This window comes from Acidovorax lacteus, assembly GCF_039540375.1.
Lineage (GTDB): Bacteria > Pseudomonadota > Gammaproteobacteria > Burkholderiales > Burkholderiaceae_C > Acidovorax_G > Acidovorax_G lacteus.
On record NZ_BAABEX010000029.1, the window covers coordinates 20,441 to 45,473 of the forward strand.

General features: G+C 68.7%; 21 protein-coding genes. 14 read left to right on the forward strand and 7 right to left on the reverse strand.

Annotated elements, in window-relative coordinates; genetic code table 11:
* Positions 1-411 precede the first annotated feature (411 nt).
* Genes ABD866_RS12975 through ABD866_RS12990 form a run of 4 tightly spaced genes read right to left on the reverse strand, consistent with a single transcriptional unit; the run spans position 412 to position 4,594 of the window.
* The gene (locus ABD866_RS12975; RefSeq protein WP_345065774.1) at positions 412-1,455 is read right to left on the reverse strand and encodes a VWA domain-containing protein; all 1,044 of its coding nucleotides are present in this window, start codon (positions 1,453-1,455) and stop codon (positions 412-414) included.
* Between the two features lie 24 nt (positions 1,456-1,479).
* Complete coding sequence (locus ABD866_RS12980) at positions 1,480-2,580, reverse strand: DUF58 domain-containing protein (RefSeq protein ID WP_345065777.1); 1,101 nt, start codon at positions 2,578-2,580, stop codon at positions 1,480-1,482.
* Positions 2,581-2,587: 7 nt separating this feature from the next.
* The gene (locus ABD866_RS12985) at positions 2,588-3,619 is read right to left on the reverse strand and encodes an AAA family ATPase (protein ID WP_345065780.1); all 1,032 of its coding nucleotides are present in this window, start codon (positions 3,617-3,619) and stop codon (positions 2,588-2,590) included.
* Between the two features lie 36 nt (positions 3,620-3,655).
* Positions 3,656-4,594 carry a S1C family serine protease gene (locus ABD866_RS12990; protein WP_345065783.1) on the reverse strand — a complete coding sequence of 313 codons (939 nt, stop codon included), beginning with the start codon at positions 4,592-4,594 and terminating at the stop codon, positions 3,656-3,658.
* A 245-nt stretch (positions 4,595-4,839) separates the two neighbouring features.
* Here ABD866_RS12990 and ABD866_RS12995 point away from each other — a divergent pair, with 245 nt between their 5' ends.
* From ABD866_RS12995 to ABD866_RS13035, 9 genes are all read left to right on the forward strand, one after another.
* Positions 4,840-5,691: a TatD family hydrolase gene (locus ABD866_RS12995; protein ID WP_345065786.1), complete on the forward strand. Its 852-nt coding sequence runs from the start codon at positions 4,840-4,842 to the stop codon at positions 5,689-5,691.
* Positions 5,688-6,266 (forward strand): DNA-deoxyinosine glycosylase, encoded by a 579-nt coding sequence (locus tag ABD866_RS13000; protein WP_345065789.1) that lies wholly within the window; start codon positions 5,688-5,690, stop codon positions 6,264-6,266. Before ABD866_RS12995 ends, ABD866_RS13000 begins: the two co-directional genes overlap by 4 nt.
* Positions 6,267-6,310: 44 nt before the next feature.
* The gene (locus tag ABD866_RS13005) at positions 6,311-7,084 is read left to right on the forward strand and encodes a class I SAM-dependent methyltransferase (RefSeq protein ID WP_345065792.1); all 774 of its coding nucleotides are present in this window, start codon (positions 6,311-6,313) and stop codon (positions 7,082-7,084) included.
* Between the two features lie 109 nt (positions 7,085-7,193).
* On the forward strand, positions 7,194-8,990 hold the full coding sequence (tfpB, locus tag ABD866_RS13010; protein ID WP_345065795.1) for a type IV pilus assembly ATPase TfpB: 1,797 nt from the start codon (positions 7,194-7,196) through the stop codon (positions 8,988-8,990).
* 162 nt (positions 8,991-9,152) lie between these two features.
* Positions 9,153-9,641 carry a tripartite tricarboxylate transporter TctB family protein gene (locus ABD866_RS13015; protein WP_345065797.1) on the forward strand — a complete coding sequence of 163 codons (489 nt, stop codon included), beginning with the start codon at positions 9,153-9,155 and terminating at the stop codon, positions 9,639-9,641.
* Positions 9,642-9,656: 15 nt separating this feature from the next.
* Positions 9,657-11,168, forward strand: coding sequence for a tripartite tricarboxylate transporter permease (locus tag ABD866_RS13020; protein ID WP_345065799.1), 1,512 nt, complete (start codon positions 9,657-9,659; stop codon positions 11,166-11,168).
* Between the two features lie 179 nt (positions 11,169-11,347).
* Positions 11,348-12,643 carry a DUF3422 family protein gene (locus ABD866_RS13025; RefSeq protein WP_345065801.1) on the forward strand — a complete coding sequence of 432 codons (1,296 nt, stop codon included), beginning with the start codon at positions 11,348-11,350 and terminating at the stop codon, positions 12,641-12,643.
* A gap of 86 nt (positions 12,644-12,729) precedes the next feature.
* Entirely contained in the window at positions 12,730-14,349 is a 1,620-nt protein-coding gene (locus tag ABD866_RS13030) for a gamma-glutamyltransferase family protein (protein WP_345065804.1), read from the forward strand.
* 21 nt (positions 14,350-14,370) lie between these two features.
* The gene (locus ABD866_RS13035; protein ID WP_345065806.1) at positions 14,371-15,297 is read left to right on the forward strand and encodes a DMT family transporter; all 927 of its coding nucleotides are present in this window, start codon (positions 14,371-14,373) and stop codon (positions 15,295-15,297) included.
* Positions 15,298-15,394: 97 nt separating this feature from the next.
* Here ABD866_RS13035 and ABD866_RS13040 read toward each other — a convergent pair whose 3' ends face one another.
* Both ABD866_RS13040 and ABD866_RS13045 read right to left on the reverse strand, forming a co-directional pair.
* Positions 15,395-16,438, reverse strand: coding sequence for a M48 family metalloprotease (locus ABD866_RS13040; protein ID WP_345065809.1), 1,044 nt, complete (start codon positions 16,436-16,438; stop codon positions 15,395-15,397).
* Between the two features lie 16 nt (positions 16,439-16,454).
* Positions 16,455-17,066 carry an SH3 domain-containing protein gene (locus ABD866_RS13045; protein ID WP_345065812.1) on the reverse strand — a complete coding sequence of 204 codons (612 nt, stop codon included), beginning with the start codon at positions 17,064-17,066 and terminating at the stop codon, positions 16,455-16,457.
* Positions 17,067-17,335: 269 nt separating this feature from the next.
* On the opposite strand from ABD866_RS13045, the gene ABD866_RS13050 reads away from it, so the two are divergent.
* From ABD866_RS13050 to ABD866_RS13060, 3 genes are all read left to right on the forward strand, one after another.
* A complete protein-coding gene (locus ABD866_RS13050) occupies positions 17,336-18,160 on the forward strand; it encodes an SDR family oxidoreductase (protein WP_345065815.1) in 825 nt (274 codons plus the stop codon).
* Positions 18,161-18,376: 216 nt separating this feature from the next.
* A complete protein-coding gene (locus ABD866_RS13055) occupies positions 18,377-19,459 on the forward strand; it encodes a TRAP transporter substrate-binding protein (protein WP_425549592.1) in 1,083 nt (360 codons plus the stop codon).
* Entirely contained in the window at positions 19,456-22,125 is a 2,670-nt protein-coding gene (locus ABD866_RS13060; protein ID WP_345065818.1) for a bifunctional diguanylate cyclase/phosphodiesterase, read from the forward strand. Before ABD866_RS13055 ends, ABD866_RS13060 begins: the two co-directional genes overlap by 4 nt.
* Positions 22,126-22,206: 81 nt before the next feature.
* Here ABD866_RS13060 and ABD866_RS13065 read toward each other — a convergent pair whose 3' ends face one another.
* A complete protein-coding gene (locus ABD866_RS13065) occupies positions 22,207-23,106 on the reverse strand; it encodes a DMT family transporter (protein WP_345066838.1) in 900 nt (299 codons plus the stop codon).
* Between the two features lie 95 nt (positions 23,107-23,201).
* Here ABD866_RS13065 and ABD866_RS13070 point away from each other — a divergent pair, with 95 nt between their 5' ends.
* Both ABD866_RS13070 and ABD866_RS13075 read left to right on the forward strand, forming a co-directional pair.
* The gene (locus ABD866_RS13070; RefSeq protein ID WP_345065821.1) at positions 23,202-24,185 is read left to right on the forward strand and encodes a quinone oxidoreductase family protein; all 984 of its coding nucleotides are present in this window, start codon (positions 23,202-23,204) and stop codon (positions 24,183-24,185) included.
* Entirely contained in the window at positions 24,185-25,012 is an 828-nt protein-coding gene (locus tag ABD866_RS13075; RefSeq protein ID WP_345065824.1) for an NUDIX hydrolase, read from the forward strand. The genes ABD866_RS13070 and ABD866_RS13075 overlap by 1 nt, the downstream gene beginning before the upstream one ends.
* Positions 25,013-25,033 lie beyond the last annotated feature (21 nt).

A 25,033-nucleotide genomic window follows, 5' to 3' on the forward strand; every position in this document is an offset into this window, starting at 1 on the left:
GCAAGGCGCGGGGCGCGCGGGTGTGCCGCAGGACACACCCGCATCGTGGTCTGGCTTGCTGCGGTTGTCCGAGCGGAGCGCGATCAGCGCGCAGCGAGTTCCGCAGCACGCCCCGCGACCGAGCACCGCAGGGTGCCCACAGCGAAGCGCAGGGACGCAGACGTGGGGTCGCCTTTTCTTTGCCTTCTTTCTTTTGGCGACCCAAAAGAAAGAAGGTGCGCCGCCGGGCGCACATCCCGGCCTCAGACCACAGCACAAGCAATCGGCAAACTAACGCCACCAACAACCAAATGCTACGAATTTAATAGCTGCTCGTGCTTGTCAAATAAGCACAAACACCCCGAAACGCTGCTTCTTCTTGATGGACAGGCACAAGCAGCTATCAAAAAAATAGCGTCCAGTCCTGTCCTATCAGGCCACCCGCCCAAACCACCACAGCGACAACCCGCCAGCCATCAGCACCAGCAACGCCCCGGCCAGCGCAAACAGCCCCGAGACCTCCGTCTCGCGCTTTTCCACTGTCAGGCGGGTGCTCAGGGTTTCGTACACCTTGCGCAGGTCGGCCGCCGTGGCGGCGTGGAAGTACTCGGCCTGCGTGCGCACAGCGATGGCCTTGAGGGTTTCTTCGTCCAGCCGCACGCGCATGGACCAGCCCTCGAATCCGATGGTTTCGCCCTGCAGCGTGCCCACGCCCACGGTGTACACGCGCACGCCGCGGTCGGCGGCCCATTTGGCGGCTTCGAGCGGGTCCACACCGGTGGTGCGCTGGCCGTCGGTCAGCATGATGATGGCGGCCGAGGTGTACGAGCCCGGCTCCACCGGCTTGAAGCCTTTGGCGGCGTCTTGCTGCAGCACTTCGTCCATCGACCGGGGGCGCATGGACTGCCGCCCGCCCAGGGCGGCGATGTCAATGCCTGCGTCGGGGAACAGCGTGGCCAGCGACAGCATGATGCCGTTGCCCGTGGCTGTGCCTCGCTGCAGCTGGAAGCTGTCGATGGCCTTGACCAGGTCTTCGTGGTTTTGCGTGGGCAACTGGGCCAGTTGGGCGCTGCCGGCAAACGCGACGATGCCCACCTTCACATGGCGCGGTAGCTCGGCAATGAAGGCCTTCGCCGCCTCTTGTGCGGCGGTGATGCGGTCGGGCTGCACGTCGGTGGCGCGCATGCTGCCCGACACGTCCATGGCCAGGATCACGGTCTGGTCGCGCGAGGGCAGGGTGATCACGGCCATGGGCCGGGCCGCGGCCAGCAGCAGCGCCACCAGGGCCAGCCACAGCAGCAGCGGCGGCACATGCCGGCGCCAGGGGCGCGATGCGTCCAAGGCTTCGCGCACCAGCGCCAAGTGCGAATACGCCACCGCCGCCTGCTTGCGCCGCCGCAATAGCCACACGTACAGCAGCACCAGCAGCGGGGCCAGGCACAGCAGCCAGAGCAGGGAGGGCCAGAGGAACACCATGGTCGGTCTCCGAAGATAGGGCGCTCAGGCAGGCGCTGCCTGGACGGCGGGGGTGGCCTGGGCGACCGGGGCGTTGGGCCAGGGCCGGCCTGCAGGCCAGCGCGGGCCGCCGCCACGAGGCAGGGGTTTGCGCCGCCGCAGCTCCATGAAGCGCAGCAGCGCGTCGGTCAGGTCGTCGGCGGTCGAGAGTTCGAGCGTGTCGGCCCCGGCGCGCGCCAGGCGCTCGCGCAGCGCGGTGTCACGGGCCTCGGCCAGCGCTGCAAAGCGCTGGCGCAGGCGGGTGTCCTGCGTGTCCACCGTCAGCAGTTCGCCGGTTTCGGCGTCGCGCAGCGTGAGCAGGCCCACGTTGGGCAGCGCCTGCTCGGTGGGGTCGAGCACGCGCACGGCCACCACGTCGTGCCGCTCGACCAGGCGGGCCAGCAGCGGCTCCCAGCCCGGACGGCTCAAAAAATCGGACACCACAAACACGGTGCTGCGCCGCTTGACGGTGGCCAGGCCCGCGCGCAGCAGCACGGCCAGGTCGGTGCCGGCTTCGGTGGCCGGTACCGGTGCCGGGGCCGGTGCGGTGGCGTTGCGGCCAAACCAGCGGCGCAGGGCCGTAGCGCGGGGGCTGGCGGGGGCCATGGGCCCGCTCGGCGCGTCGGCTTGCAGGCGGTGCAGCAGTTGCAGCACCTGCGCACGCCCGCTGCGCGGCGGCAGGCTGCGGTCGAGCGCACCAGTGGCCGCACGGGCCGCGTCGGCCCCATACAACAGCGCCCCCACGCGGTTGCCGTGGCGCGTGAGCAGGCGGGCGAGCACGCCCACAAAGCCGGTCAGCACATCGTGCTTGTCGTGCCCGGCCGGACCAAAGCGCACCGAGGCGCTGACATCCAGCAGAAACCAGGCCGCCATCTCGCGGTCTTCGCTGAACACGCGCACATGCGGCTGCTGCAGCCGTGCGGTCACGTTCCAGTCGATGTGGCGCACGTCGTCGTGCGGCTGGTATTCGCGCAGGTCGGCCAGGTCGAGGCCGCTGCCGCGCATCAGCGTGCGGTAGTCGCCCTGCAGCAACCCGTCCAGACGCCGTATCACGCGCCATTCGAGCCGGCGCAGCAGGCGCTCGGCCCGCGCCGACGCGCTGGGCATGGGGCCGTCAGGCGGCGCGCTGGGCGGTGTCATGGTGCAGGGGCCGCGCGGGTGCGGGCAGGTGGGCCAGCAGGCGGGCCAGCACGGCGTCGGCGTCCAGCCCTTCGGACAGGGCTTCGTACGACAGCGACAGCCGATGGCGCAGCACGTCGGGAGCCAGGTCGGTCAGGTCTTCGGGCAGCACATAGGTGCGCCCACGCATCAGCGCCAGCGCCTGCGCACCTTCGGCCAGGTGGATGGTGGCGCGCGGGCTGGCGCCGCAGGCTATGCGCGGGGCCAGGTCGGGCAGGCCGCAGGCGCGCGGGTCTCGTGTGGCGGCCACCAGGCGCACCACGTACTGGAGCAGCGATGGGTCCACGTACACCGCCCGGCGCGCCGCCTGCAGGGCCGCCAGTTGCGCCATGCTGGCCACGGCGGCCACTTCCACCGCGGGTTCCAGTGCGCGCTGCGCGATCACGAACTCTTCTTCCTCGCTGGGGTAGCCGATCAGCACCTTCATCATGAAGCGGTCCACCTGCGCTTCGGGCAGCGCGTAGGTGCCTTCGGTTTCGATGGGGTTTTGCGTGGCCATCACCAGAAAGGGCTCGGGCACGCGGTGCGTTTCGCCGGCAATCGTCACCTGGCGCTCCTGCATCACCTCCAGCAGCGCGCTTTGCACTTTGGCAGGCGCGCGGTTGATCTCGTCGGCCAGCAGCAGGTGTGCAAACACCGGGCCCAGCGTGGTGCTGAACTCGCCGGTGCGCGGGTGGTAGATGCGCGTGCCCACCAAATCGGCGGGCACCAGGTCGGGCGTGAACTGGATGCGCTTGAACTGGCCCTGCAGCGTGCGCGCCAGCGTCTTGATGGTGAGCGTCTTGGCCAGCCCAGGCACGCCCTCGACCAGCAGGTGGCCCTGGGCGAGCAGTGCCACCATCACGCGTTCCAGAAAGCGGTCTTGCCCCACCACGACGCGCTTGACCTGGAACAGCACCTGTTCCATCAGCGCAGCCGTTTCGGCCGGGGTGGGCGTGGGTGACAGCGGGGCGGTGGGTGTGGTCATGGGGCTCCTTGTGCGCTGGGCGAAGGGGAAGGGCGGTCAGAACGGCGGCATGCCGGCGGCCGAGGCGGCGTTCTCGATGGGCACGGCAAACCCGATGCCAATGAACGTGCGGGCCGGCGTGGGGTTGAGGATGGCGGTGACGATGCCCACCACCTCGCCGTCCATGGTGACCAGCGGTCCGCCCGAATTGCCCGGGTTGGCTGCCGCGTCGAACTGGATCAGGTTGCTCATCTGCCGCTTGCCCTCGGGCGAGGTGAATTCGCGCTGCAGGCCCGACACCACACCGGACGACACCGAGGGCCCAATGCCGAACGGAAAGCCGACGGCCACCACCTGGTCGCCGGGCTGCAGGTCTTGCGTGCTGCGCATGGTGGCGGCCTGCAGGTCGTCGGGCAGTTTGTGGGCTTGCAGCACCGCCAGGTCGTTCTCGGGCTGCGCGCCGGTGATGCTGGCGGTGGATTCGGTGCCGTCGTGGAAGGTCACCAGCACCCGGTCGGCGCCAGCCACCACATGCAGGTTGGTGAGGATCACGCCCTTGTCCACAATCACCACGCCGGTGCCGATGCCGCGCTCTTCCTCCTTGTCGCCCTTGCCTTTGCCCATGCCGACCACCCGCACCACCGAGGGCATCACGGCTTCGGCGGCCCGCGTGGCGGCCGAGGGCAGGGTTTGGGTCTGCAGCGTGCGCAGCACGGCGGCGTCGATCGCCTCCTGGCTGGGCATGCGGGCATTGCCGGCAGGTGCGCGCAGCAGGCTGGCACTCAGCAGGGCTGCCAGTGCCAGCACCGCCAGCCACAGCCACCGGTCGGGCCGCTGCCAAGGGGCTTGCGAAGCACCACGGGGCGAGGCATCGGCAGCGGCCGATGGCGCTGCGGGTGCGGTGGCCGGTGCGGCAGTGTCCGCGGGCGCAAACGCATCGGCCGCAGCGGGGGGCGCAGCACGGCGGGAGGGGCTGTAGCGGGCGGGCCGGGGCATCGAACACCTCGATCGCGGTAACACCTCAAAAACCCCGCGACATGGCCGCAAGGCGCTGCGTGCAATCGGCCGCCCCGACACGCCGGCCCGTGCAAAGGCCGGGCACCCCGGCGACCAGAGTGCGCGTGGATTTGAAGGTAGCACGGATCGCGCCAGTGCGCACCTCCGTCGGGCGGGCGTCTGACCGCAGCGCGGGGGCTTGGCAGGCGGGGCGGCGGGGCTGGAGATTGCGGCATCATCCCGCCATGCCGCTGTGGATCGATACGCACTGCCATCTGGACGCCCCCGAGTTCGACGCCGACGCCGCACAGGTGCGCGCGTCGGCCCGGGCCGCCGGGGTACACCACTGCGTGATACCGGCTGTTGAGCGCGCCAATTGGCCTGCCGTGCAGGCCCTGGCCCATGCGCAGGGCGACAGCTATGCCCTGGGCATCCATCCGCTCTACACGCCACGGGCGGCCATGGAAGACCTGGACCGTCTGCAGCAGGCACTGCAGGTCGCGCGGAATGACCCGCGTCTGGTGGCGGTGGGCGAAATCGGCCTGGACGGGTTTGTGTCCGGCCTGGACTGGGCGCGGCAGGAGCATTTCTATGCCGCACAGCTGCGGCTGGCGCGCGACGCTGGCTTGCCCGTGATCCTGCATGTGCGCAAGTCGGCCGACGGGCTGCTCAAGCATCTGCGGCGCATGGCGGTGCCCGGGGGCATTGCCCATGCCTTCAATGGCAGTCTGCAGCAGGCGCGCGCGTTTGTGGACATGGGCTTCAAGCTCGGCTTTGGTGGTGCCGTGACGTTTGACCGTGCGCTGCAGTTGCGCCGTCTGCTCGAGTGGCTACCGGCCGATGCGCTGGTGCTGGAAACCGATGCCCCCGACATCCCGCCCCATTGGCTGTATGCCACCGCTGCCGCGCGCACGGCCGGGCAACCGCAGGGGCGCAACACCCCGGCGGAGCTGCCCCGTATTGGTGCGGTGGTGGCGGCGCTGCGCGGCGAATCGGTCGATGCCCTGGCCCGCCAGACCACCGCCAATGCCTGCGCGGCCTTGCCCCGGCTGCAGGCCTTGCTGAACACGTCCGGGGTCGTGGAGGCCGCCGCATGACAGCCCGTCGGCCCCCGGAGGCTGCACCCACTGCCGGCCCCCGCCTGGTGGGGCTTGCGCCGGTGGTGGCGCAGCACACGCGCGTGCTGGTGCTGGGCAGCTTTCCAGGGGCGGCGTCGCTGCGCCAGCAGCAGTACTACGCCCATCCGCAGAACCATTTCTGGCGCATCCTGCAGTCGCTGTGGCCCCAGCACCCGTTGCCGGGCGCTGACCAGTACCCGGCCCGCTGCGCCTGGCTGCTGGACCGTGGCCTGGGCCTGTGGGACGTGTATGCAGCCTGCGAGCGCGAGGGCAGCCTCGACAGCGCGATCCGCGCGGCCGAAGTCAACGACTTTGCGATGCTGCGGCAGGTATGCTCGGAGCTTTGTGCGGTGGCCCACAACGGAGCCGAGAGCTTTCGCCATGCGCCGCGTGTGCTGCAATCGCTGGGGGCCGGTGGCGCGCAGCCCGCGGTGGCCTCGGTGCGACTGCCGTCCACCAGCCCGGCCAATGCGTCCTGGAGCTTCGAGCGCAAGCGCCAGGCCTGGGCCGAATGCATGGCGCAACACGGCCTTTTGCCGACACCCAACGCCTGACCGCACCGTTTTACGGCTCCGCAAGGGCCCTCACGCATCTATCCATGGCAACACGCAAGAAACCAGCGCGCGACGGCACACGAGCGCTGCCCGAGGTCAGCATTTCCGAAGACGGCGACGTGCGCCACCTGCACCTGGGCACGCCCTGGATCCAGGGCTCCATGCGACTGGACGATCCGGTCGCGCTCGAACTGGAATACATACAGCGCATGATGGCCTGGCTGCTCTTTGTCGAGCCCGACACGGTGGCCGAGCGCCATGCCATGCAACTGGGCCTGGGGGCCGGGGCCATCACCAAGTTCTGCCACCGCACCTTGGGCATGTGCACCACCGCAGTAGAGCTGAACCCGCAGGTGGTGGCGGTCTGCCGCCAGTGGTTCCGCCTTCCGCCCGACGGCCCCATGCAACGCGTCGTATTGGCCGATGCCGCCGAAGAAATCCGCTCGCCGGAATGGACGGGCACGGTGGACGCGCTGGCGGTGGATCTGTACGACCACGAGGCCGCTGCGCCGGTGCTTGACAGCCCGCAGTTCTACGGCGACTGCCGCGCCGCACTCAGCGACGAAGGCTGCATGACCGTGAACCTGTTCGGCCGTTCGTCCAGCTACGCGCGCAGCGTGCAGTCTTTGGCCGAAGCCTTTGGGCCGGATGCGCTCTGGGCCTTCAAGCCCACCCGCGAGGGCAATACCGTGGTGCTGGCGCAGCGCACGCCGCGCCGCCCGAGCCGCGCGGTGCTGCAGGCACGTGCCGACGCGATCCAGGCCCGCTGGGGACTGCCTGCGGTCAAGTGGCTGCGCGGATTCAAGCCCGTGGACTGAATCGCTGGACAACGCAGCCGGCGCTGCGGTGCCCGAACCCGCTACGATGCCGTGGCGCATCCCCGCCAGCGTCCGCCGCTGCGGGGGGCGCTGCCTCTGGGAGACCTCGATGAACGCCATCACCAACGCCCCCGCGCACCGCGCCGCTGCACTGCCCTACATCGGCCCGCTGGACTGGCGCCGCGTGGTGGAGTGGCTGGCGGCCGACCGTGTGATTGCGCCCGAAGAAGCACAGCGCACCATTGCGCGCTGCGCCCAGGCCGAAAGCCGACAGCACCCCCTGGTGCGGCTGGCCAGCGTGGCCATGACGCGCGCCAGCGACGGCAAGCCGCTGGACATCGAGACGCTCACCGAATATGTGGCCCAGCGTGCCGGGCTGCAGTACCTGCGCATCGACCCGCTGAAGGTGGACGTGGGCCGTGTGGCCGACGCCATGAGCGCCACCTACGCCGAACGCCACAAGGTACTGCCTGTGCAGGTCACGACCAAAGAGGTGGTCGTGGCCACGGCCGAGCCCTTCATCGACGACTGGGTGGCCGAGGTGGAGCGCCAGTCGCGCCGCCCGGTGCGCCGTGTGGTCGCCAATCCGCAGGACATCACGCGCTATACGGCCGAATTCTTTGCGCTGGCCAAGTCGGTGCGCGCCGCCCAGAAGGCGGGAGGCAGCACGGGCGGCAGCAGCTTCGAGCAACTGGTGGAACTGGGCCAGACCAACCGGCAGCTCGACGCCAACGACCAGGGCGTGGTGCGCGTGGTCGACTGGCTGTGGCAGTATGCGTTTGACCAGCGCGCCAGCGACATCCACCTGGAGCCACGGCGCGACCAGGGCGTGATCCGCTTTCGCATCGATGGTGTGCTGCACCCGGTTTATCAGATGCCCATGGGCGTGCTCAATGCCATGGTGTCGCGCATCAAGTTGCTGGGCCGCATCGACGTGGTGGAAAAACGCCGCCCGCAGGACGGACGCATCAAGACCCGCAACCAGCGCGGTGACGAGGTGGAAATGCGCCTGTCCACGCTGCCCACGGCCTTTGGCGAGAAGATGGTCATGCGCATCTTCGATCCGGACAACACCGTGAAGGACCTGGACGCACTGGGCTTTGCGCAGCACGATGCACAGCGTTGGGAGGCTCTGGTGCGCCGTCCGCACGGCATCATCTTGGTGACGGGGCCCACGGGTTCGGGCAAGACCACCACGCTGTACTCCACCCTCAAGCGTGTGGCCACCGAAGAGGTGAACGTGAGCACGGTGGAAGACCCGATCGAGATGATCGAGCCCAGCTTCAACCAGACGCAGGTGCAGCCCCAGCTCGACTTCAATTTCGCCGAGGGCCTGCGCGCGCTGATGCGCCAGGACCCGGACATCATCATGGTGGGCGAAATCCGCGACCTGGAGACCGCTGAGATGGCCGTGCAGGCCGCGCTGACCGGGCATCTGGTGTTCTCGACCCTGCACACCAACGACGCGCCTTCGGCCATCACGCGCCTGATGGAGCTGGGCGTGCCCGCCTACCTGATCAATGCCACGCTGCTGGGGGTGCTGGCCCAGCGCTTGGTGCGTACTCTGTGCAGCCAGTGCCGTCAGCCCGACCCTGAGGCACGCCTCGAAACCCTGACCGACGCGGTGCGTCCCTGGAAGCTGCAAGGTGGCTACCAGCCCTACCGTCCCGTGGGCTGTGTGGACTGCCGCATGAGCGGCTACCGCGGCCGTATGGGCTTGTACGAACTGCTCACCGTGACGGAGGCGTTGCGCGAAAAGATCAACCAGTCCCCGTCGATGGAGCAGTTGCGCCGCCAGGCTGTGGCCGACGGCATGCGCCCGCTGCGTCTGGCCGGTGCGCTGCGGGTGGCAGAGGGCGTGACCACGCTCGAAGAGGTGGTGGTCGCAACGCCGCCCATCGAATAAGGCGCGGCGTTCCAGGCGGGCTTTGCGCGGCTCTGTCGCCTTGGTGACCCGCGCTGTGCGTCCCGGCCTCGGCTGCGGTTGTCGCGTAGGTGGAATCCACATCCGGAGCAGGGATGCGTGGCCCCACAATCGCGCATCGGTATTCCGCCAAGGAGACACATCGTGAGAATCAAAAGTCAAAAAGACTTCTTCTCCGGCCTCATGTTCATGGGCGTCGGAGGCGCGTTTGCCTGGGGGGCAACGCAATACAACATCGGCACCGGCGCCCGCATGGGCCCTGGCTACTTCCCGCTGATGCTGGGCATCCTGCTCGCGGTGATCGGTGCCATCATCACCGTCAAGGCGACCATCACCGAGACGGCCGATGGCGACAAGATCGGCAAGTGGGCATGGCGGCCGCTGATTTTCGTGCTCGGAGCCAACGTGGCCTTCGGCATTCTGCTGGGCGGAATCCCGAGCCTGGGCATTCCGGCCATGGGTCTGATCGTGGCGATCTACGCGCTCACCTTCATTGCCAGCCTGGCAGGCAGCCAATTCAAGGCCCTGGAGGTCTTCATCTTGGCCACCGTTCTGGCGGTGGGCAGTTATGCGGCCTTCGTGCTGGCGCTCAAGCTCCAGTTCCCGGTGTGGCCCAGTTTCATTGCCGGCTGATCGGGGAGCACGACCATGGACTTGATTCAGAACCTGGCGACCGGTTTCGGCGTCGCCTTCACCTTCCAGAACCTCATCTACTGCTTCATCGGCTGCCTGCTGGGCACGCTGATCGGGGTGCTGCCCGGCATCGGTCCGGTGGCGACCATTGCCATGCTGCTACCGGCCACCTATGCGCTGCCCCCGGTGGCTGCGCTGATCATGCTGGCGGGTATCTACTACGGCGCCCAGTACGGCGGTTCCACCACGGCCATTCTCGTGAATCTGCCGGGCGAGTCCTCGTCGGTCGTCACGGTGATCGATGGCTACCAGATGGCGCGCAATGGGCGAGCGGGGCCAGCACTGGCCGCGGCAGGCCTGGGCTCGTTCTTTGCAGGTTGTGCGGGCACGCTGATCCTGGCCGCGTTCGCGCCGCCGCTGACCGAGGTGGCCTTCAAGTTCGGCCCGGCCGAGTATTTCTCGCTCATGGTGCTGGGCCTGATCGGCGCTGTGGTGCTGGCCTCCGGCTCGCTCCTCAAGGCGGTGGCCATGATCGTGCTGGGCCTGCTGCTGGGGCTGATCGGCACCGATGTGAACTCGGGCGTGGCCCGCTACAGCTTTGACATCCCGGAACTCACCGACGGCATCGGCTTCGTGGTGATTGCCATGGGCGTGTTCGGTTACGGCGAAATCATTGCCAACCTCTCGCGCCCGGATGACGAGCGTGAGGTCTTCACTGCCAAGGTGCAGGGTCTGCTGCCCACCAAGCAAGACTTCATGCGCATGGTGCCGGCGGTACTGCGTGGCACGGCGCTGGGTTCTGCGCTGGGCATTCTGCCGGGCGGCGGTGCGCTGCTGGCGGCCTTTGCGGCCTACACGGTCGAAAAGAAGACCAAGCTCAAAGCGGGCGAAGTGCCGTTTGGCAAGGGCAACATCCGCGGTGTGGCGGCGCCCGAGTCGGCCAACAACGCTGGTTCGCAGACCTCGTTCATTCCGCTGCTCACGCTGGGCATTCCGCCCAACGCGGTGATGGCGCTGATGGTGGGGGCCATGACCATCCACAACATCCAGCCGGGCCCGCAGGTGATGACCAGCAACCCCGAGTTGTTCTGGGGCCTGATCGCCTCGATGTGGATCGGCAACGCCATGCTGGTGATCCTGAACCTGCCGCTGATCGGCCTGTGGATCAAGCTGCTGACGGTGCCCTACCGCTGGCTGTTTCCGTCCATCGTGCTGTTCTGCGCCGTGGGCGTGTATTCGACCAACAACAACACCTGGGACGTGTGGATGGTGGGCCTGTTCGGCCTGATCGGCTACATCTTCCACAAGTTGGGTACCGAGCCCGCGCCGCTGCTGCTCGGCTTCATCCTGGGCCCGATGATGGAAGAGAACCTGCGCCGTGCATTGCTGCTGTCGCGCGGCGACTGGAGCGTGTTTGTCACGCGCCCGCTCTCGGCCGGCCTGCTGGCGGCGGCGGCCCTGTTGCTCATCATCGTGCTGCTGCCGGCGGTGAAGAACAAACGCGAAGAAGCCTTCGTCGACGACTGACCGCCGCTTGGGGGCCGAACGGCCCGGCGCATGCAAACGGCACCCTGCGGGGTGCCGTTTTTCATGGTGGGTGCCACGGGTCGCATCGGCTCTGGGGAGCGCTCTCGGGCCCTGTGCTGTCGGCTGCGTACACAATGGCGGGCCGCGCCCCGCCCGGGGCGCCCGAGCCGACTGCCCGCATGAACCTGCCTGTCCGTCCCGCACAGCACCCGCAACGGGCGCTGCTGCACAACGAGATCCACGCCCGCCCGCCCGAAGCGCTGAGCGCGCCACTGGCCATCGCCCACATCGTGATGCTGACCGACGCTGCAGGGCGAGAGGCCAGCCGCGCCCATGTGGCTGCGCTGCTGCGCGACCACCACATGGCGCCGCCGGATGCGCAAACCACGCACCTGCGCACCGACCTCGGGGCCTTCCGCCTGCGCTGGGAACTGCACACCGAGTTCGTGTCGTGGACCTTCAGCGTGCCGCTGCAGGACGCAGGCTTTGGCGAGCGTGCGCCGCCCAGCGCCATCGACGCCGTGCCCCGCGACTGGCTGGCCGCGCTGCCCGGACAGTGCCTGTGCAGCCTGAACCTGTGGGTGCTGCCCACGAGCCGCTTTGGCTCGGGCTCGCTGGTAGGCCATGTACTGCATGAGGACACGCTGGTCGCATCCACCGTGGCCGATGGGCACGGCGAGGTGTACACCGACTTCGCCATCCATGCCGACGGGTTTTCGCGCATGGTGCTGCTCACGGGCGGCATGACGCCGCGCCGCCTGGGCCGTCTGGTGCAGCGCCTGCTCGAAATCGAAACCTACCGCATGGCCGCGCTGCTGGGCCTGCCCGCCGCGCGCGAGGCTGCGAGCGTGCTGGCCTCGGCCGAGCGCGAACTGGCCGAGCTGGCCGAAGCCATCCGCAGCGCCAACCGCGACGCCGAGCCCGTGCTGCTCGACCGCCTCACGCGGCTGGCGGGCCAGGTCGAGAGCCAGTACGCAGCCACGCATTCGCGTTTTTCGGCCAGCAGCGCGTACTTCGAACTGCTGGACCGCCGCATCCAGGACATTGCCGAGTCGCGCCTGGCGGGCCTACAGACCATCCGCGAATTCATGGACCGCCGCCTGACCCCGGCGCGCAGTACCTGCGAATGGGCGGCACGGCGGCAGGATGCTCTGTCGCAGCGCGTCTCGCGCATGAGCAACCTGCTGCGCACGCGCGTCGAGATCGAGCAGCAGCAAAGCAGCCAGGCGCTGCTGGCCACCATGAACCAGCGGCAGGACCTGCAGCTCAAGCTGCAGTCCACCGTGGAAGGCTTGTCGGTGGCCGCGATCACCTACTACATCGTGGGGCTGGTCAGCTACCTGGCCAAGGGTGCGCAGGGCCTGGGCTGGCCGCTGTCGCCCGAGACGACGGCCGCCATCGCGATTCCCGTGGTGGCGGCGGGTGTGTGGTGGTCGCTGCGGCGGCTGCACCAGCGCATGTTCCACCGCGCCTGAAGCCAGGCTGGACGCGGCCTGGCGGCCCGCACTCGGGTTTGGCGTGGGGCGCTGCGCGTTGGCGGTGTGCGGCCCATAATGGCCGCATGGACTTCCGCTACGCCACGCCTTACGCGAGCCTGCGCCTACCGGTGTTCGCGCGCAACCTGGTTGCCACCTCCCACCCGCTGGCCGCGCAGGCCGGGCTGCGCATGTTGCAGCAGGGCGGCAATGCGGTCGATGCGGCCATTGCCGCCGCCGCCGCCATGACCATTTGCGAGCCCGTGAGCAACGGCCTGGGCAGCGATGCGTTCTGCATCTTGTGGGACGGGCAGCATTTGCACGGGCTCAACGCCTCGGGCCGCGCGCCTGCGGCCTGGACGCCGGCCTACTTCCACCATCGCTATGGCCGTGCCCCGACGCCGCCGCGCCGGGGCGTCGATTCGGTCACGGTGCCCGGGGCGGTGAGCGCCTGGGCCGCACTGTCGGAGCGCTTTGGCCGCCTGCCCTTTGCCGACCTGATGGAGCCCGCCGCCGAGATTGCCGAGCGCGGCTACGCCGTGCCCGTGGTGGTGCAGCAGAAGTGGGCCGCAGCCACGCCTGAGCTGCAGGCCCAGCCTGGCTTTGCGCAGAGCTTTCTGCCCTGGGGCCGTGCGCCGCAGGTGGGCGAGCGCTTTGCATTCCCGGCCGCCGCCCGCGCGCTGCGCAGCATCGGGGCCACGCGCGGCGAGTCGTTTTACCGCGGCGAGATTGCGCAGGCCATGGCACGCTTCATCCAGCAGCACGGCGGCAGCCTGACCACGGCCGATTTGGCCGCGCACGCGCCCGAGTGGGTCGCGCCGATTGCGCGCCGCTACCGCGGCTATGAGGTGCACGAGATTCCGCCCAATGGCCAGGGCATTGCGGCGCTGATGGCACTGGGCATGCTCGAGCGCTTTGATCTGGCCGCGCTGCCGCCCGATGGCGTGGCCGCGCAGCACCTGCAGATCGAGGCCATCAAGCTCGCGTTTGCCGACCTGTACCGCTACGTGGCCGAGCCCGCGCGCATGGAGGTCACGCCCGCGCAGTTGCTGGACGATGCCTACCTCGCGTCGCGCGCGCGGCTTATTGACCCGCGCCGCGCCCAGGCCTTTGGTGCGGGCAACCCAGTGCGTGGCGGCACCATCTACCTCACGGCAGCCGATGCGCAGGGCATGATGGTGAGCTTCATTCAGAGCAACTACGCGGGCTTCGGCTCGGGCTGTGTGGAGCCGCAGTTCGGCATCAGCCTGCAAAACCGCGGCCACGGCTTCAGCACCGACCCGGCCGGCCCCAACCCCGCCAACCTGGTGGCTCCAGGGCAGCGGCCGTTTCACACCATCATCCCGGCTTTCGTGACGCAGGGGGGCGCACCGGTGATGAGCTTTGGCGTAATGGGCGCCAACATGCAGCCGCAAGGCCATGTGCAAACGCTGGTGCGCATGCTCGACCACGCGCAGAACCCGCAGACGGCGTGCGATGCGCCGCGCTGGCGCTTCAACCAGGGCCTGGCGCTCAATGTGGAGGCCCAGATGCCCGCCGACACCGTGCAGGGCCTGGCGGAGCTGGGCCACCAGCTCGAGGTGCTGCAGGACCCCTACCAGGACTTTGGCGCCGGCCAGTTCATCTGGCGCCTGGGCGACCCGGCGGTGGAGGGCTACGTGGCGGCCAGCGACCCGCGCCGCGATGGCCTGGTGGCGGGGTGGTGAGCACCCGTGGCCAAGGATTTCATGCCAAATCGGGCTGAGAACCAGCAAAGTCAAGCACGACTAGCTCCTAAAAGCATAGCGTCTGGGCTGGTGCTGGCGCTGCTCGGGTCGATTGCGTTCAGCGGCAAGGCCATCATCGTCAAGCTGGCCTACCGCTATGGCGTGGATGCGGTCACGCTCATCATGTACCGCATGCTCTTTGCGCTGCCGATCTTTGCCACCATGGCCTGGTGGGCCAGCCGGGGCAAGCCGCCCTTGTCGAGGCGCGACTGGCTGGGCGTGCTGGGCCTGGGGGTGACGGGCTACTACCTGGCGAGCTTTCTGGACTTTGCGGGGCTGGCCTACATCAGCGCCAGCCTGGAGCGGCTGATCCTGTACCTCAACCCCACGCTGGTCATGCTGCTGGGCTGGCTGCTGTACGGGCGGCGGCTGTCCATGCAGCAGGCGCTGGGCATGGCCATCAGCTACGCCGGGGTGGTGCTGGTGTTCGGGCACGAGGCTTCGTTCACCGGCGGGCACACCGCCTGGGGTGCGCTGCTGGTGTTCCTGAGTGCGGTGAGCTACGCCATCTACCTCGTCTACAGCGGCGAGATGGTGCAGCGCCTGGGCTCGCTGCGCCTGGTGGGGCTGGCCACCACCGTGGCCTGTGGGCTGTGCCTGCTGCAGTTTGTGCTGCTTCGGCCGCTGTCGGCCGCCGTGGTGGCGCCCGAGGTGCTGTGGCTGTCGGTGCTCAACGCCACACTGTGCACCGCTGCGCCGGTGTTGATGGTGATGATGGCGATCGAACGCATTGGCGCGGGCCTGGCTGCGCAGGCCGGCATGGTGGGGCCGTTGTCCACCATCGCCATGGGCATCGCCATTCTCGGCGAGCCCTTCACCGCCTGGGTGGCGGCCGGTACGGCCCTGGTGCTGGTGGGCATCACCGTGTTCACCCGCGCTGCGCGCTGAGCCTGCGGCTCAGGCCGCAGCGGTGGGGCCGCTTGGGGCCCGGGGCGGTATCGGCACCGCGCCCAGGTCGGCGTGGCGGCGAGGAGGTATGGCGGCGTTACGAGGCCTTGTCCTTCTTTTTGGGCGGCGGCGCGGCTTTGCGTGCCGGGGCGGCCGCCGGTGCCGGGGCGGCTTGTGGGGCGGCCAGTGCGGGCTCTGCCGCTGGTTTGCCCGACAGGCGTTGCGCCACCGTCACCGGTGCTACCGGCGCCAGCGTGTCGAACGAACGGCCCATGGCCGCCTCCAGGTAGTCGAGCCGCGCCTGGGCGGGTGGGTGGGTGGACAACGCCAGCGCGAAAGCCGGGTTGTCTTGCGCTGCGCCACGCAGCTGCTGCACCGCGGCCACCAGGCCGTACGGATCGAAGCCTGCGCGGGCGGCAAGGGCCACGCCGTTGCGGTCGGCGTCGTGCTCGTCGGCCTGATCCAGCCCGCGCGCATACAGGTTGCGCGCCAGCGCCAGAAACTGCGACGCCACCAGGTTGCCCACGGCATTGCTTCGCACCTGCGACGCCACCAGCTGCGTGAGCACGCCCGACTGCGCCGTTTTGCGCATGGCGTGCAGGTGGTGCTTGGCGGTCACGTGCGTGATCTCGTGGGCCAGGATGCCGGCCAGCTCGGATTCGTCGGCACAGCGGTCCACCAGCCCCTTGGTGATGAACACATACCCGCCGGGGGCGGCGAAGGCGTTGTAGCCCGGGTCGTCCAGCACGGCGAACGTCCAGGGCAGGTGCGGGCGCGAGGACTGCAGGCTGATCCACCGGCCCAGCTGGTTCACATAGCGCTGCAGCGCCAGGTCGGGGTGCAGCGGTTTGCTGCCCAGCAGCACGGCGGCAAGCTGGCGGCCGATCTCGATCTCGCGGGCTTCGTCGATGTTGTCCACCGAGCGCGTGAGCAGGCTGATCAGATCGTCGCCCTGGGCCGGGGCGGCGGTGTTGCCGCCGGTCACGGCCCCGAGCAAACCGCCGCCCGAGCTGCCGCCGCCCAGCGAATTGAGCAGGTTGAGCACGTTCTGCGCCGCAGCCGGGGCGGGCAACAGCAAAGCGGTACAGGCCGCCAGGGCGGCCACAGGCGCGGCAGCGCGCCGCAGGAGGGCAGAGGTCATGGCCATGGGCACCTCGTCAGTTCGGGCTGAAGTTGGGGTCGGACGGGTTGGAGCCACCCGCCGGGCTGCTGCTGGTGCCGCCGCCCGCAGCAGGGCGGGGCGGCTCGGCCAGCGGCGGCACGTCGCGGCTGCGCAGTGCGGCGCTGCCAGCAAAGCGGCGGGCCTCTTCAGGGCCCGCGCGCAGCGCCTCGGCGCGGCCTACCGCCGCAGGGTTGGGCTGTGCGTTGGCAATGTCCTCGGCACCCAGACCGCGAATGCCCGCGGTGGACGTGGCCGTGGTGGTCTGGCCTGCACTGCCGCCCAACAGGCTGCCCAGGCTCCGTGCGCCGCTGGTGGCCGCGTTGCCGCTGCCTGCTGCGCTGCCCGATGCCGGGCTCAGGTCGAACATGTGCACCCAGCCGCTGGCGCCCTGGGGTGTGCGCACTTTCACCCAGGCCCCCTTGCGTTCCGGCGTGCGGGTCACGCCAGACTGCGCGGGCAGCGGCGCCACGCTGGGCGCGGTGTCGGACGGGGCGTCGCGCAGTTCGGTTGCGCGTTTGAGCACCGCGGCGTCCTGCGCCTGGGCCTGCGCAGCCAGGCCGCCGCAGGCCCAGACCAGGGCGAGCGCGCGCCAGAAAAAGCGTGGCATGGGGGTTCCCTCACTCTGTGGTGGTTGGTATCCCCATGATTGTTGCGGATTTCCCGCGCGTGCCCGCGCGCGGCCTCGCGGCTGTTGTGGCGGGGTGTGATGGATTTCCGCATTCGGTCGACGGATGCCAAGGCCGTTCCAAGTCCGTTCATGCCGCCCCGGAATCGCGCGCACCCCAGCATCCGGTTGTGAGGCTCCCTATCATGCGGGCGACGCTGCGGCAGCCATCTTGCTGCACATCACCATCAACACCGCACGGGAACACACGCATGGATTTAGGAATTGCAGGCAAATGGGCGCTGGTCTGCGGCGCCAGCAAGGGGCTGGGACGTGGCTGCGCGCAGGCGCTGGTGCGTGAGGGCGTGAACCTGGTCGTCAACGCACGCGGGCAGGAGGCGCTGGAGCAGGCGGCCCGCGCTCTGGCGGCCGAAGGTGCCGCCGCTGCGCATGCGCGGGGCAGCGTTGCCCCCCAGGTGCTGGCGGTGGCCGCCGACATCACCACCGCTGCAGGGCGTGATACCGTGTTCGGCGTGGCCGGCGGGCCGGGCCGCGCGTTCGATATCGTGGTCACCAACGCCGGTGGTCCTCCGCCCGGAGACTTCCGCCAGTGGGACCGCGATGCCTGGCTGCGCGCCGTGGACGCCAACATGCTCACGCCCATCGAGCTGATCCGCGCCACGGTGGACGGCATGGCCGAGCGAGGCTTCGGGCGCATCGTCAACATCACCTCAAGCGCCGTGAAGGCGCCCATCGACATCCTGGGGCTGTCCAACGGCGCGCGCAGCGGGCTGACGGGGTTTGTGGCCGGCGTGGCGCGCAGCCCTCTGGCCCGCCAGGGCGTGACGCTCAACAACCTGCTGCCCGGCAAATTCGACACCGACCGCCTGGCGGGCACCATGAGCGCCGCCGCCCAGCGCAGCGGCAGCACGCTGGAGGCCGTGCGCAGCGCCCACCAGGCCCAGATTCCCGCAGGTCGCTTTGGCACACCCGAAGAGTTTGGCGCCATCTGCGCCTTCTTGTGCAGTGTGCATGCGGGCTACATCACGGGCCAGAACGTACTGGCCGATGGCGGAGCCTTCCCGGGCACGTTCTGATGGCAGGCGGTGCCTACCGCCACGCCTGCAATGGCCGTACCGCTTGTGTGGTGGCCTTGCTGCAAGCTTGCAACGCGACCGCACGGCTTTGTCGAACAGTGGCCCGAAGGTGCACAATCGGGTCCACCAAAACGGTCGCGCCCTGGGCGCACGCAAGCGGTTGTAGGGGTAGCTGCCTGAGCGCTGCGCCCTGCGACCATGGCTACGGAGTGCAGGATGCTGTTGTCGCATGGCGGAGGGTGGAGGACATGGCTGCGTTGTGCCGCAGGCCTGCTGGGCCTTGCCTGGTGTCTGAGCGCTGGCGCCCGAACGGCCACTGAGCCTTACACCTTGCGCATCGTTGGCGGTCTGGCAACCCTCAACCAATACACCCGGCAGGAAGAACCCTTTTGGACGCGTGAACTGCCCAAGCTCAGCAACGGGCGCTATCGCGCAGAGATCGTCCCCTTTGACCGGGCCGGGGTTCCCGGCACTGAGATGCTGAGTCTGCTGCAACTGGGTGTGGTGCCTTTTGGCACCGTGCTCATGAGCTCCTTCACAGCCGACCACCCGGAATACACCGCCCCGGATCTTGCGGGCCTCAACCCCGATGTGGCGACGCTGCGCAGCACGCTGGCGGCGTTTCGGCCGCATCTGGAGCAGTCGCTGCGCGAGCGTCTGAACGTGCAGGTGCTGGCCATCTACACCTACCCGGCGCAGGTGGTGTTCTGCAAGCGGCCCCTGGGCGCGCTGACCGACTTGCGCGGGCGGCGGGTGCGGGTGTCGTCGTCCACGCAGGCCGATTTTGTGGGAGCGCTGGGGGGCACTCCCGTCCTGACCAGTTTTTCGCAGATCGTGCCGAACCTGCAGTCCGGCGGCACCGAATGCGCGATCACCGGCACCATGTCGGGCAACATCCTGGGGCTGCACACCCTCACGAGCCATCTGCATGCCTTGCCGCTCACCTGGGGGCTGGCCATCTTCGGGGCGCATCTGCCCACCTGGGAGGCTTTGCCCGCCGATCTGCGCGAACTGCTGCAGCGCGAGCTGCCCAAGCTGGAGCGGGCGGTGTGGGCGGAGTCTGAACGAGAAACCGCCGACGGCATTGCCTGTAACCAGGGGGCACCTGCTTGCGCAGCAGGGCGCAAGGGTGCGATGTCGGTGGTGCCGGTCAGTCGCCAGGATGAGATCAGCCGGCGCGAAATCCTGGAGACCCATGTCCTGCCGCGCTGGGTACAGCGCTGCGGCAACGCTTGTGCGCAGCTGTGGAACCAGACCATTGGCCCGGTGCGGGGTCTGACAGCGCGCCCTGCCCGATGAACGCACTCCGGCCTTCGCGTTTGCGTCTTTTTGTCTGGGTGGGGGCGGCCTTGTTCACCATGGCCGTGCTGGCGGTGGCCCTGGTGCTTGCCCTCAACGCACGCGAGGCCGCGCTTGCGCAGAACGCCACCCGGGCGATGCGTTTCGTCGATGGCGCGGAGGCCACGTTGAACCGCACCCTGCTCGCGGTGGATGTGATGCTGTCCAGCCTCGCCGAGCGCGATGTGGTGCCCAGCAACGGCACCGATGCCCCCGACTGGAGCCTGGCGCGCAAGCGGCTGCAGACGGCAGCGCGGCTCAATCTGATGGTGCGTTACGTGGCCCTGCTGGACCCGGATGGGCGTGTGCTGGTCTCGTCGGACACGCCTGAGCGGGACGCACAGTTCGAGCTACCGCCTGGCTTCGCTCAGCGCGTGCTCGAACCGCCGGTGTCCACGCTGATGATCAGTTCCCCTGTGGTGAGCTTCATCAGTGCAGAAAAGGTCTTGTATGTAGCCCGGCATTTGCGTGTGGGCCCCCCGCCTGGGCGGCAGGTGCTGGCGGTGACGGAGCTGCCGCTGTCCCAGATGACTGCCGTGCTGATGCAGGGCACGGATATCACCGGGCTGCAGGTGACGTTGGAGCGCGCGGGCGGTCAGTTGCTGCTGAGCCTGCCGAGCCGCGAAGATGCAGTGGCCCCGGTGCTCAGTCCGCGTCTGGACGAGATGTTGGACTCGGGCAACCACTGGCAGGCCGCCGCGCGGCTGACGGGCGAGCCTGCCCTGGTGGTGGCGCGGCCGATCCTGTTCCATGACCTGCGCATCGCCGCGAGCATGCCGTTGCAGGCGGCTTTGCTCGGTTGGCGGGGCGAGCGCAATGCCATCGTCGCTGCGGCGCTGGGGTTTGTTTCCATGGTGCTGGTGGCGGCCGTACTTACCCTGCGGTCGATCCAGCGACTCACGGAGGCGCGCGCAGCCATCGCTGCCTCGAAGAACACGCTCGACCAGGCCCTGGAGTCCATGGTGAGCGGCTTTGTGCTGCTCGACAGCCGCCTGCGCCTGGTGCAGTGGAATCGGCGTTTTGAGGACATCTTTCCCTGGCTGTCCAGCCGGCTGCGGCCCTGGATGCCGTTTCGCGAGGTGCTGGAAGCCAAGGCCCGCCATCACCTGCCGGACGCGTCTGACGCTGAGGTCGAGCGCTGGGTGCAGCACCGTATGTCGCTGCAGCTCCAGCCCCAGGGACCGCACGAGCAGGTGCAGCCCGACGGCCGGGTGATCCAGATCACGGAGCGACTGACGCCTGACCATGGGCTGGTGATCACCTACCACGATGTGACCGAGCTGCGCCGTGCCAGCGCCGAGATCGAGAACCTCGCGTTCTACGATCCCCTGACCAACCTGCCCAACCGCCGTCTGCTCATGGACCGCATCCAGCAGGCCTGTGCCACCAGTGCGCGCAGCGGTCAGTTTGGCGCCTTGTTGTTTCTCGACCTGGACCACTTCAAAACGCTGAACGATACCCTGGGCCATGAGGTAGGCGACATGCTGCTGCGCCAGGTGGCCCAGCGCCTGAAGGCCTGCGTGCGCCGCGAGGACACGGTGGCGCGCCTGGGCGGAGACGAGTTCGTCGTCATGCTCCAGGAGCTGTCGCACAACAGTGAGGTGGCGGCTGCGTATGCCCGCCGCGTGGGCGAAAAGATCCTGCGCAAACTCAACGTGCCCTACACGCTGGGTCAGCACGCGCATCACAGCACGCCCAGCATCGGCGCAACGCTGATGGGCGGTGACATGCCGGCCGATGTGGACTGGCTCAAGCAAGCCGACATTGCGATGTACCAGGTCAAGTCGCAAGGCCGCAACGGCCTGTGCTTCTTTGACCCCCAGATGCAGGTGGCTATCAGCCAGCGTGCGCAACTCGAAAACGACCTGCAAGTGGCGCTCAGCGGTCGGCAGTTTGTGCTGCACTACCAGCCGCAATGGCACCTGGATGGTCATATGGTCGGGGCCGAGGCGCTGATCCGCTGGCAGCACCCCCAGCGCGGGCTGGTGGGGCCGGGCAACTTCATCGCGGTGGCAGAGGACAGTGAACTCATCGTGCCGCTGGGCCACTGGATTTTGCGCACCGCCTGCGAACAGCTTGCGCGCTGGCAGGACGCACCGGCCACGCGCCACCTGCAGCTGTCAGTGAATGTGAGCGCGCGCCAGTTCCGCCAGCGCGACTTCGTCGCCCGCGTGGTCGAGGTGCTGCGGGAAACCGGCGTGCGACCTCACCTGCTCAAACTGGAACTGACCGAGTCGCTGGTGCTGGACGACGTGGCCGATACCATCGCGAAGATGGAGATGCTCAAGACCAAGGGCGTGCGCTTTTCCGTGGACGACTTTGGCACCGGGTATTCCTCGCTGGCGTATCTGACGCGGCTGCCGCTCGACCAGCTCAAGATCGACCAGTCCTTCATCCACAACATCGGTGTCAAGCACACCGACGACGTGATCGTGCAGACCATCATTGGCATGGCCCAGAACCTGCAGCTTGATGTGCTGGCCGAAGGCGTCGAGACCGAGGCGCAGAAGGACTTCCTTGCGCTGCACGGCTGTCACTTCTACCAGGGCTATCTGTTCGCGCGGCCCATGCCGGCGGCGCAGCTCGAGGCTTTGCTGGAGTCGGTGCCGGCCGATCCGACGGCCTGAACGCCTCCAGCCCTTGGGGAGTGCGTGCACAGGCACTGCCGCAGGGCTGGTGCGTGATGGGCGCCCCGGGTGCGCCGTCGGTCAGCGCCGCGACGACACCACGATGCCGCCCACGATCAGCCCGAACGCCAGCGCGTGGTACAGCCGGGGTGTGTCGCCCAGAAAGGCGGCCGACAGCACGGCAGCGAACAGCGGCGTGAGGTTGGAGAAAAAGCCGGCGATCGCCGGGCCCGCGCGCTGCACACCCACCCCCCAGCAGCGGTAGGCGACCACCGCAGGGCCGATGGCAATGAACGCCAGCGCCGCAGCCAATGGCCAGCCCCAGACAATGGCGGTGCGTCCGCTGGCCCATTCCACCGCCGCAAAACTGCCCGACCAGCCCAGGCCGAACACCATCTGTGCCATCAAAAACGCCGCCCAGTCGGCGCGTACCGACGCAGGCTCCTGGGTGCGTGCAAGCAGCCAGCTGTAAAACGCCCAGGAGATGGTGGCCAGCAGCATGAACACATCGCCCGGCACCAGGCGCAGCGCCAGCAACTGCGCCCACTCGCCGCGGCTGAGCACCAGCAGCACACCGCACATGGACAGCAGGGCCCCCGTGAGTTGCCGCCGCGTCACGGGCGCCTGGAAGAACAGCGCCCCCACCGCCAGCATCCACACGGGCATGCTCGACCCCACCAGCGTGACGTTGATCGGAGTCGAGGTCTGCAGCGCCAGGTACTGCAGGGCGTTGTACAGGCCGATGCCCAGCAGCCCCAGCACGGCATAGCGCCGCCAATGAGCCCAGACCGGGTTGTCTGCGCGCAGCACGCCGTGGGCCAGCGGCAGCAGCAGTGCAAAGGCCAGCACCCAGCGCAGAAAGTTCAGGGTGATCGGCGGTACCAGATCGTGGACCAGGCGGCCGACCACGGCATTGCCGGCCCACAGCAGCGGCGGCAAGGTCAGCAGGGCTGCCGTGCCGGGCGAGAGTCGTTGCGTCATGCCGCCACTGTAGCGGCGCGCGTCCAGCAAGGCTTGCAGATTCATGGCACGATGCCCGCGTTCCCGTCACCCAAGAGACCCAGGAGACCTGATCCATGAGCCTTGCCATCCAGATCCGCCAGCACGGAGGCCCCGAAGAACTGCAGATCGTCGATGTGGACGTCGGCGAGCCTGGCCCTGGCGAGATCCGCATTCGCCACCATGCCGTGGGACTGAACTTCATTGACGTGTACCACCGCACCGGCCTGTACCCGCTGGCCATGCCCGCCACCATCGGCATGGAGGCTGCGGGCGTGGTCGAGGCTGTGGGCGAGGGCGTGACGCACCTGCAGGTGGGCGACCGCGCCGCCTATGCCAGCCAGCCGCCCGGCGCGTACTGCGAGCGCCGCGTGATGCCCGCCAAGTGCGTGTGCAAGCTGCCCGATGCGATCAGTTTTGAGACCGGCGCGGCCATGATGCTCAAGGGCCTGACGGCGCAGTACCTGCTCAAGAAAACCCTGCCTGTGGAAGGCCTGCAGCCCGGCGACCATGTGCTGTTCCATGCCGCGGCGGGTGGCGTGGGCCTGATTGCGTGCCAGTGGGCCCGCGCGCTGGGCCTGCAGCTGATCGCCACGGCGGGCACCGATGCCAAATGCCAGCTGGCGCTGGCCAATGGCGCGGCCCATGCGATCAACTACCGCACCGAAGACTTCGCGGCCCGCGTGAAAGAGATCACCGGCGGCAAGGGCGTGAAGGTGGTGTATGACTCGGTGGGCAAGGACACCTGGGACAAGTCGCTCGACTGCCTGCGCCCGTTTGGCCTGATGGCCAGCTTCGGCAATGCCTCGGGCCCTGTGCCCGCGTTTGCCCCCGGCGCGCTGGGCCCCAAGGGCTCGCTGTACCTCACGCGCCAGACACTGTTCACCCACATCGCCACGCGCGAGAGCACGCAGGCCATGGCCGACGATCTGTTTGCTGTGGTCCAGAGCGGGCAGGTGAATATCCACATCGACCAGCGTTACGCGCTGCGCGATGTGCAGCAGGCGCACCGCGACCTGGAAGCCCGCCAGACCACGGGCTCGACCATTCTCACGCTCTGATGGCAGGCACAGACGGCGCGGCCTTTGGTCAGTGGCTGGCGCAGGCACGTTCCCAGGCCCGGCAACCCCCTGCAGCGGCGCGCGAGCCGTTCTGGGTGGCCGGGCGCTGCGTGGGTTCGGTGCCGTCTGAGGTGATGCATGAAATACGAGGCTTGTGCTTGTCCCCGCTGAATAGTTTGCTCACATTTCAGGAGCAATCGTCCCGCGGCTGGCATTTGCAGTGCACGCCCGGCGATGCCACGGGCGCGCTCAATCTGCTGGCCCGTGCCTTGCAGGCCGCGGGCCGCTGCGGGCCGTGGCGCGACGAGCAACTGGCGGTGCTCGACGCACAAGGTCTGCGGCTGGCCACGGTAGAGCGCGGTGCGGTGCGCGTGCTGGGTCTGGCCACCCAGGCCGTGCACCTGGTCGGCACCGCACCCGATGGCCGCATGTGGGTACAGCAGCGCGCCTTCACCAAGCCCAACGATCCTGGCCTGTGGGACACGCTCATGGGCGGCATGGTGGCCGCCAGCGACACGCTGGAGCTGGCGGTGGCGCGCGAGACCTGGGAAGAGGCCGGCCTGCAGGTACAGGCGCTGGCCAGCCTGCGCCATGGGGGCTGTGTCGAATTCAGCCGACCGAGCCACGAGGGGGGCGGTGCAGGCTACATGCGAGAGCGCATCGAATGGTTCCACGCCGTGGTGCCCGCGGGCATGGCGCCGTGCAATCAGGACGGCGAGGTGGAGCGTTTTGACCTGCTGGCCCCCGAGAGCCTGCGCGAGCAGGTAGCCCAGGGCCGGTTCACCCTCGAGGCGGGCCTCGTGATCGCCGCGTTTTTCGGCCACTGAACGGCCTTCGTTCGCCGGCCC

Coding starts and splice junctions, on each gene's coding strand:
- ABD866_RS12985 (WP_345065780.1), bottom strand. CDS start 3,619: ATGACCACACCCACCGCCCCGCTGTCACCCACGCCCACCCCGGCCGAA.
- ABD866_RS12975 (WP_345065774.1), bottom strand. CDS start 1,455: ATGGTGTTCCTCTGGCCCTCCCTGCTCTGGCTGCTGTGCCTGGCCCCG.
- ABD866_RS13045 (WP_345065812.1), bottom strand. CDS start 17,066: ATGCCACGCTTTTTCTGGCGCGCGCTCGCCCTGGTCTGGGCCTGCGGC.
- ABD866_RS13070 (WP_345065821.1), top strand. CDS start 23,202: ATGAGCCTTGCCATCCAGATCCGCCAGCACGGAGGCCCCGAAGAACTG.
- tfpB (WP_345065795.1), top strand. CDS start 7,194: ATGAACGCCATCACCAACGCCCCCGCGCACCGCGCCGCTGCACTGCCC.
- ABD866_RS13020 (WP_345065799.1), top strand. CDS start 9,657: ATGGACTTGATTCAGAACCTGGCGACCGGTTTCGGCGTCGCCTTCACC.
- ABD866_RS12990 (WP_345065783.1), bottom strand. CDS start 4,594: ATGCCCCGGCCCGCCCGCTACAGCCCCTCCCGCCGTGCTGCGCCCCCC.
- ABD866_RS13035 (WP_345065806.1), top strand. CDS start 14,371: ATGCCAAATCGGGCTGAGAACCAGCAAAGTCAAGCACGACTAGCTCCT.
- ABD866_RS13040 (WP_345065809.1), bottom strand. CDS start 16,438: ATGACCTCTGCCCTCCTGCGGCGCGCTGCCGCGCCTGTGGCCGCCCTG.
- ABD866_RS13025 (WP_345065801.1), top strand. CDS start 11,348: ATGAACCTGCCTGTCCGTCCCGCACAGCACCCGCAACGGGCGCTGCTG.
- ABD866_RS13030 (WP_345065804.1), top strand. CDS start 12,730: ATGGACTTCCGCTACGCCACGCCTTACGCGAGCCTGCGCCTACCGGTG.
- ABD866_RS13055 (WP_425549592.1), top strand. CDS start 18,377: ATGCTGTTGTCGCATGGCGGAGGGTGGAGGACATGGCTGCGTTGTGCC.
- ABD866_RS13060 (WP_345065818.1), top strand. CDS start 19,456: ATGAACGCACTCCGGCCTTCGCGTTTGCGTCTTTTTGTCTGGGTGGGG.
- ABD866_RS13065 (WP_345066838.1), bottom strand. CDS start 23,106: ATGACGCAACGACTCTCGCCCGGCACGGCAGCCCTGCTGACCTTGCCG.
- ABD866_RS13050 (WP_345065815.1), top strand. CDS start 17,336: ATGGATTTAGGAATTGCAGGCAAATGGGCGCTGGTCTGCGGCGCCAGC.
- ABD866_RS13000 (WP_345065789.1), top strand. CDS start 5,688: ATGACAGCCCGTCGGCCCCCGGAGGCTGCACCCACTGCCGGCCCCCGC.
- ABD866_RS12995 (WP_345065786.1), top strand. CDS start 4,840: ATGCCGCTGTGGATCGATACGCACTGCCATCTGGACGCCCCCGAGTTC.
- ABD866_RS13005 (WP_345065792.1), top strand. CDS start 6,311: ATGGCAACACGCAAGAAACCAGCGCGCGACGGCACACGAGCGCTGCCC.
- ABD866_RS12980 (WP_345065777.1), bottom strand. CDS start 2,580: ATGCCCAGCGCGTCGGCGCGGGCCGAGCGCCTGCTGCGCCGGCTCGAA.
- ABD866_RS13075 (WP_345065824.1), top strand. CDS start 24,185: ATGGCAGGCACAGACGGCGCGGCCTTTGGTCAGTGGCTGGCGCAGGCA.